At 40.4% G+C, this 15730-nt stretch carries 18 protein-coding genes; all 18 read right to left on the bottom strand.

Features of this window, described 5'->3' with window-relative positions:
- Nucleotides 1-8: 8 nt before the first annotated feature.
- On the bottom strand, nucleotides 9-236 hold the full coding sequence (locus tag D8Q48_RS07770) for a hypothetical protein (RefSeq protein ID WP_003023341.1): 228 nt from the start codon (nucleotides 234-236) through the stop codon (nucleotides 9-11).
- A 13-nt stretch (nucleotides 237-249) separates the two neighbouring features.
- Nucleotides 250-717, bottom strand: a complete 468-nt coding sequence (locus tag D8Q48_RS17530; protein ID WP_121056128.1) for a hypothetical protein — start codon at nucleotides 715-717, stop codon at nucleotides 250-252.
- Nucleotides 714-1232 (bottom strand): PcfB family protein, encoded by a 519-nt coding sequence (locus D8Q48_RS07780; protein ID WP_121056130.1) that lies wholly within the window; start codon nucleotides 1230-1232, stop codon nucleotides 714-716. The genes D8Q48_RS17530 and D8Q48_RS07780 overlap by 4 nt, the downstream gene beginning before the upstream one ends.
- Nucleotides 1213-1359 (bottom strand): hypothetical protein, encoded by a 147-nt coding sequence (locus tag D8Q48_RS17160; protein ID WP_002594282.1) that lies wholly within the window; start codon nucleotides 1357-1359, stop codon nucleotides 1213-1215. Before D8Q48_RS17160 ends, D8Q48_RS07780 begins: the two co-directional genes overlap by 20 nt.
- Before the next feature lie 70 nt (nucleotides 1360-1429).
- On the bottom strand, nucleotides 1430-7384 hold the full coding sequence (locus D8Q48_RS07785; RefSeq protein WP_330514521.1) for a SpaA isopeptide-forming pilin-related protein: 5955 nt from the start codon (nucleotides 7382-7384) through the stop codon (nucleotides 1430-1432).
- Nucleotides 7385-7432: 48 nt separating this feature from the next.
- Nucleotides 7433-7603, bottom strand: a complete 171-nt coding sequence (locus D8Q48_RS17165; RefSeq protein ID WP_158554182.1) for a hypothetical protein — start codon at nucleotides 7601-7603, stop codon at nucleotides 7433-7435.
- 240 nt (nucleotides 7604-7843) lie between these two features.
- Nucleotides 7844-8266 (bottom strand): sigma-70 family RNA polymerase sigma factor, encoded by a 423-nt coding sequence (locus D8Q48_RS07790; RefSeq protein ID WP_117440223.1) that lies wholly within the window; start codon nucleotides 8264-8266, stop codon nucleotides 7844-7846.
- Nucleotides 8256-8906, bottom strand: coding sequence for a sigma factor-like helix-turn-helix DNA-binding protein (locus D8Q48_RS07795; protein WP_117440222.1), 651 nt, complete (start codon nucleotides 8904-8906; stop codon nucleotides 8256-8258). The genes D8Q48_RS07790 and D8Q48_RS07795 overlap by 11 nt, the downstream gene beginning before the upstream one ends.
- Nucleotides 8907-9075: 169 nt before the next feature.
- Nucleotides 9076-9225 (bottom strand): hypothetical protein, encoded by a 150-nt coding sequence (locus tag D8Q48_RS17170; RefSeq protein WP_015543441.1) that lies wholly within the window; start codon nucleotides 9223-9225, stop codon nucleotides 9076-9078.
- 114 nt (nucleotides 9226-9339) lie between these two features.
- Nucleotides 9340-9696, bottom strand: coding sequence for a helix-turn-helix transcriptional regulator (locus D8Q48_RS07800; protein ID WP_117440221.1), 357 nt, complete (start codon nucleotides 9694-9696; stop codon nucleotides 9340-9342).
- A gap of 110 nt (nucleotides 9697-9806) precedes the next feature.
- Entirely contained in the window at nucleotides 9807-10136 is a 330-nt protein-coding gene (locus D8Q48_RS07805) for a DUF6050 family protein (protein WP_121056132.1), read from the bottom strand.
- 6 nt (nucleotides 10137-10142) lie between these two features.
- Nucleotides 10143-11318 carry a DUF6017 domain-containing protein gene (locus D8Q48_RS07810; RefSeq protein WP_117440219.1) on the bottom strand — a complete coding sequence of 392 codons (1176 nt, stop codon included), beginning with the start codon at nucleotides 11316-11318 and terminating at the stop codon, nucleotides 10143-10145.
- Nucleotides 11299-12204 (bottom strand): ParB/RepB/Spo0J family partition protein, encoded by a 906-nt coding sequence (locus D8Q48_RS07815; protein ID WP_121056135.1) that lies wholly within the window; start codon nucleotides 12202-12204, stop codon nucleotides 11299-11301. The genes D8Q48_RS07810 and D8Q48_RS07815 overlap by 20 nt, the downstream gene beginning before the upstream one ends.
- Nucleotides 12197-12973, bottom strand: a complete 777-nt coding sequence (locus D8Q48_RS07820) for an AAA family ATPase (protein ID WP_117440218.1) — start codon at nucleotides 12971-12973, stop codon at nucleotides 12197-12199. Before D8Q48_RS07820 ends, D8Q48_RS07815 begins: the two co-directional genes overlap by 8 nt.
- Nucleotides 12974-12988: 15 nt before the next feature.
- Nucleotides 12989-13153: a hypothetical protein gene (locus tag D8Q48_RS17175; protein ID WP_004612805.1), complete on the bottom strand. Its 165-nt coding sequence runs from the start codon at nucleotides 13151-13153 to the stop codon at nucleotides 12989-12991.
- Complete coding sequence (locus tag D8Q48_RS07825; RefSeq protein ID WP_096241087.1) at nucleotides 13140-13607, bottom strand: DUF6075 family protein; 468 nt, start codon at nucleotides 13605-13607, stop codon at nucleotides 13140-13142. Before D8Q48_RS07825 ends, D8Q48_RS17175 begins: the two co-directional genes overlap by 14 nt.
- A gap of 285 nt (nucleotides 13608-13892) precedes the next feature.
- A complete protein-coding gene (gene rlmD, locus D8Q48_RS07830) occupies nucleotides 13893-15269 on the bottom strand; it encodes a 23S rRNA (uracil(1939)-C(5))-methyltransferase RlmD (protein ID WP_121056137.1) in 1377 nt (458 codons plus the stop codon).
- Nucleotides 15270-15394: 125 nt separating this feature from the next.
- Nucleotides 15395-15634, bottom strand: a complete 240-nt coding sequence (locus D8Q48_RS07835; RefSeq protein ID WP_022075914.1) for a hypothetical protein — start codon at nucleotides 15632-15634, stop codon at nucleotides 15395-15397.
- Nucleotides 15635-15730 lie beyond the last annotated feature (96 nt).

Here is a 15730-nt window from a genome sequence, read left to right on the forward strand (position 1 = left end):
CCACTCCTTTAGGTGTCCGTTTCGGACACATAGCCCAAATAGACGCTACCGCAATAACAGTTACCCAGATATGCAGCGTCGGTTTTATGCTCTAAAGCATCTATGCGCCCGTCCAGCGTTTCCATATTGTCGTAGACTTCTGAAAACGTATCATTTACAGCCTGCATATTGCTGTTTTCTCTGGCTGTTATCTCTGATACCAGCGCCTTTAAGCTGGCAAGGCTAAACCACCTCATACCAGCACCTCACTTACGCAAACATGGCTTTTACTTCCTGCTGCGTAATCTCTGTAAAGTCTGCCTCTGTAAGTGCAGTAAGTCCTTTGGTTACTGTAAATTTTCCTGTCTTGTTGTCATACGCAAGCCCTGTTACTACATTGCCTGCCCCCGTAGACGCTACGCTTAAGTCGTCCAGTTGGATAAGTCCCGCTACCACTGCCCACACACTGACTGCAGCAATAGTTCCCGCAGCCAGACTTTTCGGTTGTATACTCGGCAACAACTTTTTAAACGCTAACGGATAGTTCATAAGAAGAACCATCAGCCTGTCCACCACTGTACTGCCTCTGCAATATTGATACAGCCAGGTACATTTATTTACCACATAAAATACAACCACATACGGAATATGCAGAAGAACCTTTTTTATCACTTCTGCGTTCGGGGGACGCACCTGAAATCCTTTCAGTTTTTTCTTTATATTTTTTATCCCACTCATAAGGTCGGCTCCTTCTGTTTTTCTTTCGATTTTTCCCGTTCTCTCTGTTTATCCTGGCTGCGGGCTGCGATTGCCTGCTGTAATTTCTTACGGACAGACGGTTTCTTTGTTTTATTCAATGTCTTTCCGGTAAATTCCCGAAATGCCACTGTCATCACATCCACATCCCTTGCCTTGAAGAAAACAAAATATCTCGGTGGAACTACGGACTTATCACGTTTCAGGCTAAAATCAATGCCATACTTTTTTGCCACTTTTTCAAAAGCCTTAATATTGTTATCCGTAATCTCAATGTTGGAAAGCTGAACATTCTGCTGTGCCAGCTTCTTTAAACTCTGCTTCCCATGATAATCTTTATCTGGCGGTCCTTTTACCTGCTGTTTTCTTGCTTTCTCTGCTTTTTCTTTCTCTATTGCTGCCAGAAAACGCATCATTGCCTGTTTCAATAAGCGAACTGTCACTTTTCCGCCAGTGATACACAGGGACACTGTTTTTTCATTCACTTCTTCCTGCATCAATCTGTTCCTTTCTATGGTTTTCCAACAGACGGTCTTCCTTTGCTCCTACCCGGATACAGCAGTACAGAACAAAGTTGACTGCTAATACCAGAAGAATCCCTGCAATAATCAATAACGTTCTCATTTTATACCCCTTTCATCATTCAAAAGGGCATCTACGACTTTGCTGCCCATAAATGCCCCTCCATTAACTTTTATTTTCTTTTTTTTGCAATCCAGACTGCTGATACACTGCCTGCCATGCCTGCAATCGCAAGCAAAATCCAAATCAGCATGTGTGTATTATCTCCGGTTTTCGGTGTATCTGTTACCTGTGTAGACGGTGTTTCCGGTGTTGGTGTTTCTTCCGGTTTTACCTCATCTTTCATCACTACTTTCTGGATCTCTCCGGTATTCTCCACTGTAAATTTCACATCTTCCGCTACCAGATATCCATCAGGGGCAGACTCTTCACGAAGTGTATACTCCCCAATCGGAAGCATTTCTATGTAGTGTGGTTTTTCCTCAGAAGTCCAACTCTCTACTGTCTTACCGTCTTTGTCAAGAATGGTCAGTTTTGCTCCTGGCAGTTCCTTACCGGAAATATCTGTTTTGGAAATTTCTACCTTGGTCACATCATCTTTCATTTCGATTTTCTGTGGCTTTGCAGTGTCTTCAACGGTAAACGTGATGCTTTCTGCTGTCACATAACCATCTGCCGGTTTTGTTTCTGTCAGAGTATATTTCTGTCCGACTACCAGTTCTTTGATGATATGAGCTTCTTTACCGGAAGTCCAGGAATCTACAACTTTACCGCTTTCATCAGTTACCTGTAACTTAGCTCCTTCCAGTTCTTTTCCGTCTGTCAGGGAAGTCTTAGTGATCTCGATTACAGTCGGCTCGTCCTCAAAAGTAAAGGCATAAGATACTTTTTCCTTTTCTGCACCCTCGTACTCAAACGTGAACTCCTGTATTTCATCCGTCGTTGCAAATCCAGATGCCGGTGACGTTTCTTTGATATAATACGCAAAGCCAATCGGTAAATCTGCCGTAAAAGTCAGCTTGCCTTCTTTGTCCGTTGCCAGTTCCTCAATCACAGTATCTGCTTTCAGAATTACTTTTCCGTCTGCTCCTGTAATATCCTCTTTGGCACAGAGGGCAAATACCGCACCTTCCAGTACATGATCAGAATCTTTCTCTTTTTTCACAACTTCCACTTCTGCTTTCTGGCGGTTATTCTGCCAGTCAGCAGAGTAAGTGACTTCTGCAGTATCCTGATCCCGGTATGTCAGATCAATCTCTCTCGCTTCATCATCCAGTACAAAACCGTCCACTGTAGCTTTTTCTTTTACATAGTATTTACCCAGCGGAAGTCCCGATACCTTTGCAATACCAGTATCGTCCGTTGTAATGGTTGCCACCAGCTCGTCTTTTTTATAATGATCTTCACCTTCTCCGTCAGCAGATTTCACGTCCTCTAAAGCAAATACTTCAAAAGTAACATCTTTCAGGCTGCCTGTTACATACTGGAATAAATGGCTGATCCATCCTCCAACGGAATCCAGTGCAGTTACTTTATCCAGAAATTCTCCCTGTTTATTGATGATAATCGTTCCTGTCGGCACATCATCTTTCATTTCAACTTTCTGGATTTCCCCGGTATCTTCAATCGTAAAGGTAATCTCTTCTGCCTTGAGGTATCCATAAGGAGCCATCTCTTCCCTGAGAATATAGGTTTCCCCTACAGTAAGTCGTTCAATCAGATGCTGCTCGCCTTTTACAGATTTCCATGTATCAACTACATTTCCATCTTTGTCCAGAACAGTAAGTGTCGCACCTGACAATTCCACGCCAGTAGTTAAATCAGACTTGGAAACTACAACCTTTGTAGGCTGGTTCTTAAATACAGAAGATAACTGTACTACCTTAACATCCTGTCCCTGATATTCTGCTTTTACTTCCAGAACTTCATCAGAAGATACATAACCATCTGGTGCTGCAAGTTCTTTGATATAATATTCACCAAATGGAAGATTCTGTGTAAGTACAGCCTTTCCATCTTCTCCGGAAACAGCTTTTCCAAGCAGTGTGTCTGCTTTTACAATTACAGCTCCATGAGCTTTCATATCATTCTTTGCATAAAGTCCAAACTCTGCTCCTGCAACGGCTGCTTCTGTATCAGCATCCTGTTTTACCACAGAAATTTCTACTTTCTGACGGTCATTTTCAACGATAGCTGTCTGTTCAATGACTGGTGTTTCCTGATCTTTGTAAGAAAAAGTAATGATCTGTGCTTCACTGTTTAAAGCAAAGCCATCCGGTGCTGTCTTTTCAACAATCTTATAACTTCCAAGCGGCAGATTTTTCAAGACCGCTTTCCCATCTTTATCCGTTGTAACCGTTTTTACCAGTATTCCAGCAGCATATTCCAGAATACGGTTTCCATTATCATCTTTCTGGAAATCTGCAGTATAGATGTCCTCGGCAGCGTAAATCTCAAACTCTGCCCCTTCCAGATTTTCTGTCTGATATGTAAAATCATCCTTGAATCCGTCCAGAACTTCGCCCTTTTTCACGATAGTCAGTTCACCCTTAACAGGATGGTTCTCATAAACTGCTTCAATGATCACATCCCCGGAAGTTCCGTCCATCTGGTATGCAGTATTGGAATCTACTGTTACCTCATAGTAATTTTCATTCAAAGTATATCCATAAGGTGCATTTACTTCCTCAATGCGATAATGTCCGATTTTAAGATTCTGCGGAAGAATCAAATATCCCTGCTCATCTGTAAAATAGGATTTATGTTTTACCGTAGTCGGATAAGTTGTTACCTGCTCCACATATTTCTCAGTGTCCATGTTGAAAATCTTGAACTCTGTATTCTTCTGAAGCACTGCCTTTTTCGTCTCATCATCCTGTTTGATGATTTTCAGTTTCGCTTCAAACTCGTCATCCAGAAGCACTCTCCATGTCTGTGGCTGGTTCGGGTTGTTCTCAGTGATACGCACTGTAAAATCATCTACCGGAGTGTAATTATGAGGTGTCGTGGTTTCACTCACAATATAAGTTCCATAAGGAATCGCAATACTGCAGGCATAACCTTTTTCATCTGTAAAGATTTCTGTTGCTCCGTTTTCCCCGATCACTACCGGTTTTGCAGAATCAAAATCATAGCTTCCATCCTCTTTTACTTTCAGGGAAGATACCAGATAAGCGGTAAATCCTGCCCCTTTCAGTAAGTCGGCATCGGTCTTTCCGTTATTTGCCGCCTTGATAATCTGGAATGGCTGTTTCATTACCTGCTCCAGAGACAGACAGTCACGTTTTACTTCTGCTACAAGATCTCCTTCGTAATTGCAGACCAGATCATGTTCTTCTTCATCTGCCAGATAACCAGTTGGAGGAGTAATCTCTTTCACATAGTAATTACCAAGATATAATCCATCCACAGAAGCCTGTCCATTCTCATCTGTCGTAAGAGTGGCAACCTGTTCTCCTGCTTTATAGATCACGCCAGTAACACCATCCGGATGCACAATATCCTCACGAGCATACAGTCCATATACTGCTTTTTCCAGAGTGGCATCGCCCTGTGGAACTGCCTTTTTGGTTTCTTTATCCTGCTTCTGCAGAGAAATCTTAGCTGTCACACGTTCATTTTTGAATGTATGCTTGAATGTCTGTTTTGCTTCTTTATCATTCGTATAAGAGAAAGCAAACGTATAAACATCATCGGTGTTTCTCACATACCCTTCCGGTGCCTGCACTTCTTTCACATCATAAGAAAATCCAAGCGGCAGGTCTACTGTAAACTTCGCTGTTCCGTCTGCTCCTGTTGTCGCTTTCTGGATCAGTGTCCCTTTCTTTACAATGACGGTTCCATCCATGTTGGTAATGTCACTTGCAGCATAAAGTCCAAAGATTCCTCCAGCTAGAGGATTTTCTGTATCTTCATCCTGTTTTGTTACCATTACTTCTACTTTCTGTCTGTCATTAGTAAAGGTTGTCTCAATGAAAACAACATCCACATTCTGTCCTGCATAGGATAATGTTACTGTCTTTTCCTCTCCGGCATTATAGAATCCTGTCGGAGCCTGTTTCTCTTTTACGATATATGTACCAAGACACAGATTTTTAAGAACGGTAGCTCCGTTTGTATCTGTTGTCAGATTCTCTTTTACCAGATCACCCTTACTGTAAACTTTTGTACCATAAGCAGTTTTAATATCTGCTCCAGCATACACATCATAAACAGCACCACTCTGTCTGCGTTTCTCATACTTAAATGTTGTTCCATTTTCTGTTACATCTGCACCAACCAGAACCTCACCTTCTTTATAAACGGTAAGCTGTCCCATCTGTTCTTCATCTGGAACGGTAACGGTTGTGGTCTTGCTGACTTCCAGTTTCACATTGTAAGCTGTTGCATTGATACGGTATCCGCTTGGAGCTGTAATCTCTTTCAGATATACAGTATCCTGTGTCTTAGTGATCTGTACGGACGCTTCACCGTTTTCATCCGTCGCAGGTAACTGTGTGATCAGTTTTTTGCATTCTACATCACTGTATAATCCAAACACAGCACCAGACAACTTTGCGTCTGACTTGGCATCTTTCTTGATCACCTTAACACTTGCCTGCTGTACCCAGGATACTTTAAAATCTACATATTTCTCATCATCAACGCCTTCACCAAATACCAGAGCCAGATCCTGGTTTCCGGAACCTGTTGAAATCTTATAAGCTGAATAATCTTTGGTAATGCTTCCTTTCATGGTTGCAGACCAGCTTCCTGCCACATCACTCACCTGTGTTAATGGTGCAGACAGATAAAACTTTGTACCACCACAAATTTCTACGCTTTCTCCAGCTTTACTTGTTTTATCTGTTGTCAGGTTATGAAGCTGTACACCTGCCGGAAGTTTCATGGTAATGGTCTGTAACGCATCCGCATTAAATGTAATATCCTTTGTTCTCTGACTGTTACCATCCACATAGGCTTTTACATCTGCATCCGAAAAGGACATTGCCACATCTGGAATTTCCGGCTGTGAAATACAGTAATTATAGAGTTTCATTGCCAGATTCTGTGCTGTACTGTTTGCACCTGAAAAAGCATCCCCACTTCCATTTGCATAAGATGCTGCCAGGTGTACCAGAATAAATCTGGCTCCTGCACTTAAATTGCCGTATCCGTTTTCCTCTGTAAAAAATCCATCATCACCGGAAGCCTTTGTACCGTAATAGCACACTTTCGCAAGTGCTTTCCCATCACCAACTTTATTGATCGTATAGGTTCCACTTCCAGGCCCTGGTTTAGATGGCTGCACACAATATGCTGTGGCAGATACATTTCCAAATTTTACAGTATACTGGTAAGTCAGATATGTTCCATATCCGTAATCTGCATATCGGTATTCTGCTCCTCTGGTCACAGAAACCTGCTGTGAACTTCTGGCATTGCCTGCCGCAGCCATAAAGGTTACTGTTTCTCCGGCTTCCATTGCATACAGATTAATGCCATTACTCTCTGCCTGTTCCAGTACTTCTGAAACGGTTAATTCAGATTCCAAATCTGCTGTGCTTTCAGAATTTTGTGTTTCCCGGTGCGACTCCGAATCCTCCTCGCTCTGCTCCGTATCCCCAGTATCATCCTCAACATTCACTGTACTGTCCGAAGAACGCTCTGACTGCACTTCTGTTTCCGGTTCTTTCACTGTAATATTTCTGCTGATTCTATAAGCAGGATGACCGCTGACTGGTTCTACTGCATAGACAGCCTTGTAAGTATCCGGTGTATGTGTGTCAAAATCTGTACCAGTTTCATTCTTTGCTTCATGAAATAAAATCTTGATTTTGCTTTCATCTACACCTTCGATTCCAGACAGATCAACTTCTACATCAAATTCCTGCCCGTAAGAAAGTTCAATATCATTTGCCTTTACGATTTCATCCGGATCAAGGGAATCTTGAACGTCTTTTAATTCTGCATACTGTTGTTCAAATGGTATTTCTTCCGGTTCTAATTCAGAAGCCGAAACTGCTACTGGCTGAATAATGACAGAAGCCAGTGTTGCGACTGCCATAAATCCGGACAAGAATCTTTTGAATCTCATTTTCATTTTGACTGAATCCTCTCTTTCTTCTATTATCTGCTCTGTTTTCATACAGGCTCACACCTGCATTATTCAATCATTGGAACCACCTCCCACATCTTATTGCTGATACAGAAATAACTCTGATAACAGCACATTCATATGGCAGTGCCTTTTTTGAAACACCGCCACATGGTATCTGCTGTCATCCTGTAAAACAGGAATGACACTCAGGTAAAGTTCAGGATCAAGCATTAAGCCGCAAGAGGTAATTCGTAATAGTTCCTGCAAAGGGTGCCTCCCATCTGTATCCCTTCACGTTTTCACCGGATTCCCGCCGCAAAAATGCGTAGCTGAAAAATTCCGGGTATCCTCTCGCTGCTGGTATGAAATTGTCAAGGTGCAATTTTTAAGGGGTTTTATCTTCTTGAATTGCAAATAGACATTTGCCCCTTCACTAACTGCATGTGTGAAAGGGCAAAAATTAACCTGTTTGAAAAATTTTTTAGATATTTTTATTTCAACATTGTTTTATGTGTTTTCCAGTTGTTCTTTTAATTTCTCCAATACTTTCTTCCTCCGGTTTCTAATCGTCTTTGGGCAGCACCCAAAATACTGTGCTGTTTCTTTTACTGTAAATTCTTCAAAAAACAATAGCGTTATCAGTTCCGCATCCTCTTTAGTCAAATATCCCAGAGCTTTTTCCAGTTCCTGTATTTCTGACAATCTGATAACGATTTCTTCCGGTGATACTACCGAAAAAGAGCAGTCATAGCCTTTTTCCTGTAATTCCTCCATGCTGCATACCCCATGCCTCTGCATTTTTTCAACCTGATATCGCTCTTTTCTTCCAGCCTGATACCAGGCCAGATATACTGCCCTGGTAACTTCCACAAATGTATCATTTATACGCAACATATAGCGTTGTCTTTCTTTTGGCTTTTTACCAGGCATACTTCCAGTCTCCTTTTTTCAATGTTCTGGCAGAGTCATCCGAATTATTCCGCATTTTCTGCATTGCCTGTGAAATACACTTTGATACTGCCGGAACTGTAATACCCAGTTCATGCGAGACTTCTTTTTGTGTTTTCTGCTGAAAATAAATACGATGGATCATCTGTCTCTGTCTCTCTGTCAGCAGATTCATCAACTCCCTGACTGTTTCCTCTGCAATGATTCTTTCAAGCAGACATTGTCCTTTATCTGCCAATTCACACCATTCTTCGGAAATACAGCTATACGAAATGCAATTATTATGTTCTCGTGTTTCCCTGTTTCTCCACAGCCGGTCTTCGCCTTCTAATATCAGCCTTACATACCAGGGTTGATCATCAAAAAAATTCTCCTCAACAACTGCTATTTTTCTTTCTGCTTCATACACATAATCTCGACAGGTAAATAGCGGAAAAACCGTTGCATAGTCCCCCACACAATAGAGAACATATCCGGTCTGATATGCGATAATTTCCGCACAATCCATCAACCTCTGCTTCGCAACTGCTACATCGTTTTCTCTTAAATATTTAGCGGACGGAACCTTTCTTCTTTCTTCCCTGTTACTTACAACCTGTTTCAATTCCTGCAACGTCAGCATAATTACCACCTTTCTGCCTGCTGGCAACAGGTGCCCATCGGCAGAAAGGATAGGATTCTTACTGATCAACTGACAAAAAGGGCAGTAAAAAACAGCTTCCGGTACACCCGTTTTTTTTAACGAGAGCCTGAAACTTTCTTACTGCCCTTTCTAATAGTTACAATATTCTCTACTTTATTTTCCGTCTGATGCCAGGATCAGACTTCTTGGCATTTCTTTCTGCTTTTATGTTCTTTTCATTTTCCATCAAAACAGAATAGTCTCCCATTGCATCATAAGGACACTGCCTCCGATAAAGCAAATTTTCTTCCCTTGTCATCCATCCTATCTCCCTTCTTTATCTCTCTGTTTTCCATTTTAACAACACAGGATTCTATTATCCTTAGCATATATGGGGAGTTTTTTTATTTTGCACCCCATATATGGTGAAATTTCACCTGTACTCATTAAAACTGTCTATCAGAGAATCTATGGTCTGCATGATAATTTTCTGCTCTTTCCATTCCATCTTCTGAATACGGCAAAGCACTTCCTGAACTGATTCCTGCTTCTCTGTACCGCCTCCCTCTTTTCCCAGCAGGAGATTGGCATCCGTTTCCAATATCTCAATTATCTTCCTGAAAATCTCAACAGACATTGCCGTTTGCCCACCTTCAATCCTGCTGACCGTATTGACACTGATACCTGCTTTTTCCGCAAAAGATTCCTGTGACAACTTCATTTCCTGTCTGCGTTTTCTGATCCGTTCTCCCAATTCAATAAGTTCTGTGGAAATTGCACGATTGCTCAATACGGTGTCTCCTTTCCTGCAATTTGTCCCAACTTTACGCCATTGTGTCGCAAAGTTTCCCGAAAAAAAGCAGCTAATTTTTGTCTTAGCTGCTTTTCAAAAAATCTATTTCATTTTATTCTCGGTATTTTATGTATCCCTGTAATCAGAAAAACGCAGAGATAAATGATCGCCTGTCCAATCATTGCCAGAAGAACGATGCTTCCGATCAATCCTCCAATCAGAAAATTCATCATCCATACTGCCAGCGTTCCTCCGAGGTCAAAACCTCTTGGAACCATCCAGACACACATTTTTCCTATTCCAAACGGTATCCCCATCAGGAGTAACAGCAAGAAATAATTGCACTTCCCATCCTGGATACAAAACGGTCTTAATACTGCAAACAATACCGTAATCACCAGCACTGGTGCTATCACTTTTTTAATCATCTTCTTCATGTTCCCTTATCCTCCATACATATCGTGATTAACTTCTGCCTGATAATAACTGTTTATCGTTGCCGGGGCATTATACAGGGCGGTCAGAAGATACGCTTTAATATTCCCAACCTTGGTCGTATTCCGGTTCAGACAGAACAGCACATATTCGATATGCGAATAATTCAGTTTCATAAACCTGCTTTTTACCAAAGCAACTGGTTTTTCTACTCCTGCAATGCGAATCATACTGTCCTCCGGCATCATCATAACTTCAACTATCAGTTCTACCAGTTCATCTACATCTTCCTTTGCATGATATTGATAATCAATGTTTTCATGGATCACTTCACGATATGCTCTCATCTCCTCCATCACATCTTTTTTCTTTTGGAAATTATCTGATGTGATTGGATAAGATTGATTTATCTCAGTTTCATTAATATCAGTCTTGTTAATATCAGTATTATTAGATTGTGATTTCGGGCATTCTGGATTTGTGATTTCCACTATTCCGGAATGATGATTTTCACTATTTTGGAATTGTGATTCTGGAAATTCTGGATTTGTGGTTTCCACCATTCTTGAATTGTGATTTTCACTATTCTGGAATTGTGATTCCCCATAATCCTGAATTGTGGTTTTCACTACTCCTGAATGATGATTTTCACAATTCAGAGAAATGCCTGTTTTCCCCTTGTTTTCTGCTTCTTGTTGCAAATCTGCACATTCCTCATGTCTTTTCTGTTTCGATTGCAAATCTGCAATTTTTTTATGATCTTCCTGCTCAGATTGCAGATCTGCACAATTACCTGTCGGCTTTTGATCTGGAACCTCTCTGATCATAAAATTTTTCACATAAATAACATTCGGTTTTCCCAGTCCCAGACGTTTCTTCTCTATCAATCCAATCCCATTACTGCTGTCCAGCTCTTTTACCAGTTTCACTGCCTTTTGAGTTCCGCAGTTCATCAACTCTGCAATTTCTTCCACAGTGAAAATAATGTATACTCTGTCCTCTGAATCCAGCCATCTGTTCTTAATGCTCAGGCTCATACGGTCTAGCATCAGACCGTATAATACCTTTGCTTCACAAGAAAGAGTTTTAAAGCATGGTTCGGTAAACAGCACTTTAGGGACACGATAAAAGCTGTATTGTTCCGCTTCCATCCCCGTAAAATAATCAAACTGTATCTTCTGCATCTGCTACTCCTTCTTTGTTTTCTTTCCATTTATCCAAAAGCATAAAAATGACTTCTTCTATCTGTTCTTTAGAATATGTCTCCGGAAAATAATTTCCAATTTTCTTTGCCGGAATCGTCACATTGATCTTACTGCTTTCCTTTTTTAATAAAACAGCATAGATATAACTCTGGTTTAATTTTCCATTTGCACTGCATTCTTTTAACTGTTCTGCCTGTTGTTTTGTCGGAAAAATGCTGCTGTTGGTAATCACTTCCAGAAGCCACCCCTGTTCCTCTGGCTTCAGATAAGACAGCTTTTCTCCCACAATCATAGGAATTTTATTATTGTCCACATATTCCAGCAAAGCATCTGATAATTCCGCCAGACGGATATACCTCTGTACGGTTCTCCCACTGTCCCCGGCAGCTTCCCCAACCATATCTGCTGTATATTTCTCACCTTTACTTCCCTGATGCTTCATTGCATCATATTTCATCTTATAGGCATGAGCTTTCTCACTTGGCAGTAGATTTTCACGCTGAATGTTGGAATCGACCATAATAATGACCGCTTCATCATCCGTATAATTTCGGACAAGAGCTGGCAATGTAGTCTTTCCACACAGTTCACAGCCTCTTTTTCTTCTATGCCCGGAAATCATCTCATATCCGCCATCTGGTCGAGGTCTTACCAGCGCAGGAGTCAAAACACCGTATGTTTTAATGCTCTCTACGGTTTCTGCCATTTTTTCATCATCATTTACATGGAACGGATGATTTTTAAAGGGATAAAGCTTTGCCAGATCTATTTCCACAACCTGGTTCATACTCTTTTCCGGTGTTTCCTCTAATCCCAGTAATTCATCATAAGAGGTAAGCTGAATATCTTTTTTCGGTCTACGCATGTTTCAACACCTCCTGAACCAGTTCCAGATAGCTGTCTGCCCCCTTGCTTTTTCCATCATAGGCAAAGATACTTACACCCTCCGATGCTGTTTCTGCAAGGCTTTCTGTTCTCGGAATCGTCTGCTCAAAAATCTTAATGTCACTTCCGTATGTAGTTTTGATTGCCTGTTTGTTTCTCTTGGCATTATTGTAACGGCAATTATCCATTGTGAATAAAATGCCTTCTATCTGTAAATCTGGATTAAATCTCTGATGGATTCCTTTTACCACTTTCAGTAATTCCATAAGTCCATCCGCCGCATAATATTGTGGCTGTACCGGTATCAGAACACTGTCCGCTGCACTTAATGCATTGATTGTCAGCATCCCCAATGATGGCATACAGTCAATCAGAATATAATCATATTCATCCTTCAGCAGTTCCAGATACTCTTTCAGTACTTTTTCCCTATCCTCAACAGTAAATAAGGACATATCCATTCCGGCAAGCAATTTATTGGACGGAATCAGATCCATCCCTTCTTCATGGTGCAAGACTGCTTCCTTTGGATCAAACTCCAGTCCCATGATGATATTTTCCATCATACTCTTTAAAGTCACTTTGAGATTTTTGGGAAATCCCAGTCCCATTGTCAGATGTCCCTGCGGATCTGCATCTACCAGCACTACTTTTTTCCCATTCTTTGTCAGTCCGGCTCCCAGATTGATGGTTGTCGTTGTTTTGGCTACTCCGCCCTTCTGATTTGCAATAGCAATTACTTTACACATATACTTTCCTCCGATTTACTGTTTTTCTTCTACTTCTACATAAACACGAAAATATTTACTTGTTCCTTTATTTGCATAAGCATCAGATACTTCCAGGACATCCAATTCTTTATGCTTTTCCAAAATACGACGAAACCATTGAATATCCTTTAAAGTACCCTGTAATCTAATTTTCAGCATACATATCCTCCCAGTCTTTGTAAAAACAATACTCTGGATAACGGATTTTAATGGCTTCCCAAAAATACCGGGCATATCCGCAGCAAAACAGATCTTCTACGGTATAATACTGACACTCTTTTAACTGATCTTCCTCTGCCTCATAATCTCCGACACTTGGTGTTCCATTACAGTAAAGGTTAAATGCCATACGGACAATCCGTAAACTTCCACTAGTCTGCCATCCTTCCAGCAGGCATTCCGTTTTTACACATCCAGTTTTAAAATTATAGATTTTATTCACATTATTTCTTGTGTCTCTGTCGATACCCAGGCAATAAACCAAAGCCCGATGGTAGACATCCTGATATCTGCATTTTTTCAGATATTCCTCATAAAATTTTTCGTGTTCCCTGCTCTTGAAAGTAATTGTGCGAGAATTGCTATTCTCTGCTCTTAACGCTGTGTTTGTCATTTTCATTTTCCTCCTGAATTTTTAATATTTTGGTATAAAAAGACACTCCATTTCTGGAATGCCCCATAAAAAATAGGGACACCCGCTTTTAACAAGTATCCCTATAATCTATCAAATATCTGATAGTCCACTATTCACTTTCATATTCAGGATTTTTTGTGTTCCCCGTACCGAGGTCTAAGGCAACCACAACGGTGACTCTCTGCACAAGCAACTTTTCCTTGTGATTTTCACCGATTTTGTTGAAACTGAAAAACTCTACAAAGTGCGTAAATTCAAGGATTTCTAGATATCTTTCCTTTGTAGTCCCACCACAGTCTCCACATGCACCGTTTCGCAAAATTGATCTACAGCAACCGCTTTCACTACTTCATATCCCCTTGCCTGGAACATCGCAAGATCTCTTGCCAAACTTGTCACCTTACAAGAAATGTACACAATTGTATCTACTCCATAATCCAAAATCTTCGGAAGTGCCTTTGGGTGGATACCATCTCTTGGTGGATCTAATACAATTACATCTGGTTTTTCTTCTATATCATCAAGTACCTTGAATACATCACCTGCAATAAAGCGGCAATTTTCCAACCCATTCCGTGCTGCATTCTCTTTTGCAGCCTCCACTGCTTCTTCGATAATCTCCACTCCGATAACTTCTTTTGCAACTGGTGCAAGTACCTGAGAAATTGTACCTGTTCCACTAAACAAGTCAAACACAGTCATATCGTGGATATCTCCGATATAATCTCTCACGATGCTATATAATACTTCTGCGCCTCGAGAGTTAGGCTGGAAGAATGAAAATGGTGTGATTTTAAATTCCAGTCCAAGCAGGTTTTCATAGAAAAAGTCTTGTCCATAGAGAACTTTCGTCTCATCACTTTGTACTACATCTGACAGCGAATCATTTAATATATGGAGAATTCCTACGATTTTACCTTCTAACTGTAATGCCAGCAATTGTTCTACTAATGGTGTAAGATCATAATCCTCCTGTGTTGTAGTTACGAGATTGATTAATATTTCTCCTGTTGTATCACCACGACGAAGCAATAAATGACGCAAATATCCAATATGCTGCATTTTCTTATAATAGCTTGCACCTAAGTTCTGGAAATATTCTAACACGCACATTAAAATCTTATTCATGTCCTGATGTACCAATTTACAGTCTGATGCTGTTAATACATCATAAGTACTTCCTTTTTTATGAAGTCCGAGTGACAATGGTCCGTCCTTATATTCATCTCCAAATGAGAATTCCATCTTATTACGATAACCAAATTCTTTTGGGCTTGCCTTTACGCCTTCAAATGTAAATGTTTTTCCAGGTGCCATAGCCGATTCCAAAATTTCTCTGACCTGTTCCCCTTTCATCTGCATCTGATTTTCATAAGACATTGTCTGATACATACATCCACCACATGCAGGAAAAATGCTACAGACCGGAGTTCTTGTTTCTTTTTCTGATTTTTCTAAAACCTCCAACAGCCTTCCTTCCGCATTACCGCTTTTAAATTTATTAACAATAAATTTCACTTTCTGTCCCGGAATTCCATTTTTTACAATTACATATCTGTCTTCTTCCGGCACGTATACTTTTCCTTTATTTGGAAATTCAACTTTTTCTATAATTCCTTCAAATATCTGTCCTTTTTTCATAACACTCTCTTTCTAGCAAAAAGAAACAGGGTGCGGTACCTTACCACCACATCCTGTCCTTATGTTTAGCCGTTACTGTTTACCTTTGATTTGATGTCTGATAACTTCAAATTTTTTCAAACTGATTAGATCTGATCCTCATCACTGAAATAATCATCAAAATCATCATCAAAATCTTCGTCAAAGTCTTCGAGATAATCCGGTGTAAAGAATCTGTATACCGCATAGGCAATACCTGCTACTGCTGCAACCGCACCGATAATTGCCAATGTCCAAAGGATTGCCTTACATGGTTTTTCTTCTTCCTTTTTGTTTAAAAGTTCTTTCAGTTTTGTCTCTGCAATTAACTCTTCTACTCTGTTCATATCTTACACGCCCTTTCCCTTTTCTTGGTAGAGTTCTTTTTTGATATTATAACACTATCATTTTCAGATTACTACTAAATTCATTGAAAAATTCAT

It is taken from the genome of Ruminococcus sp. B05, assembly GCF_003628495.1.
GTDB lineage: Bacteria > Bacillota > Clostridia > Lachnospirales > Lachnospiraceae > Schaedlerella > Schaedlerella hominis.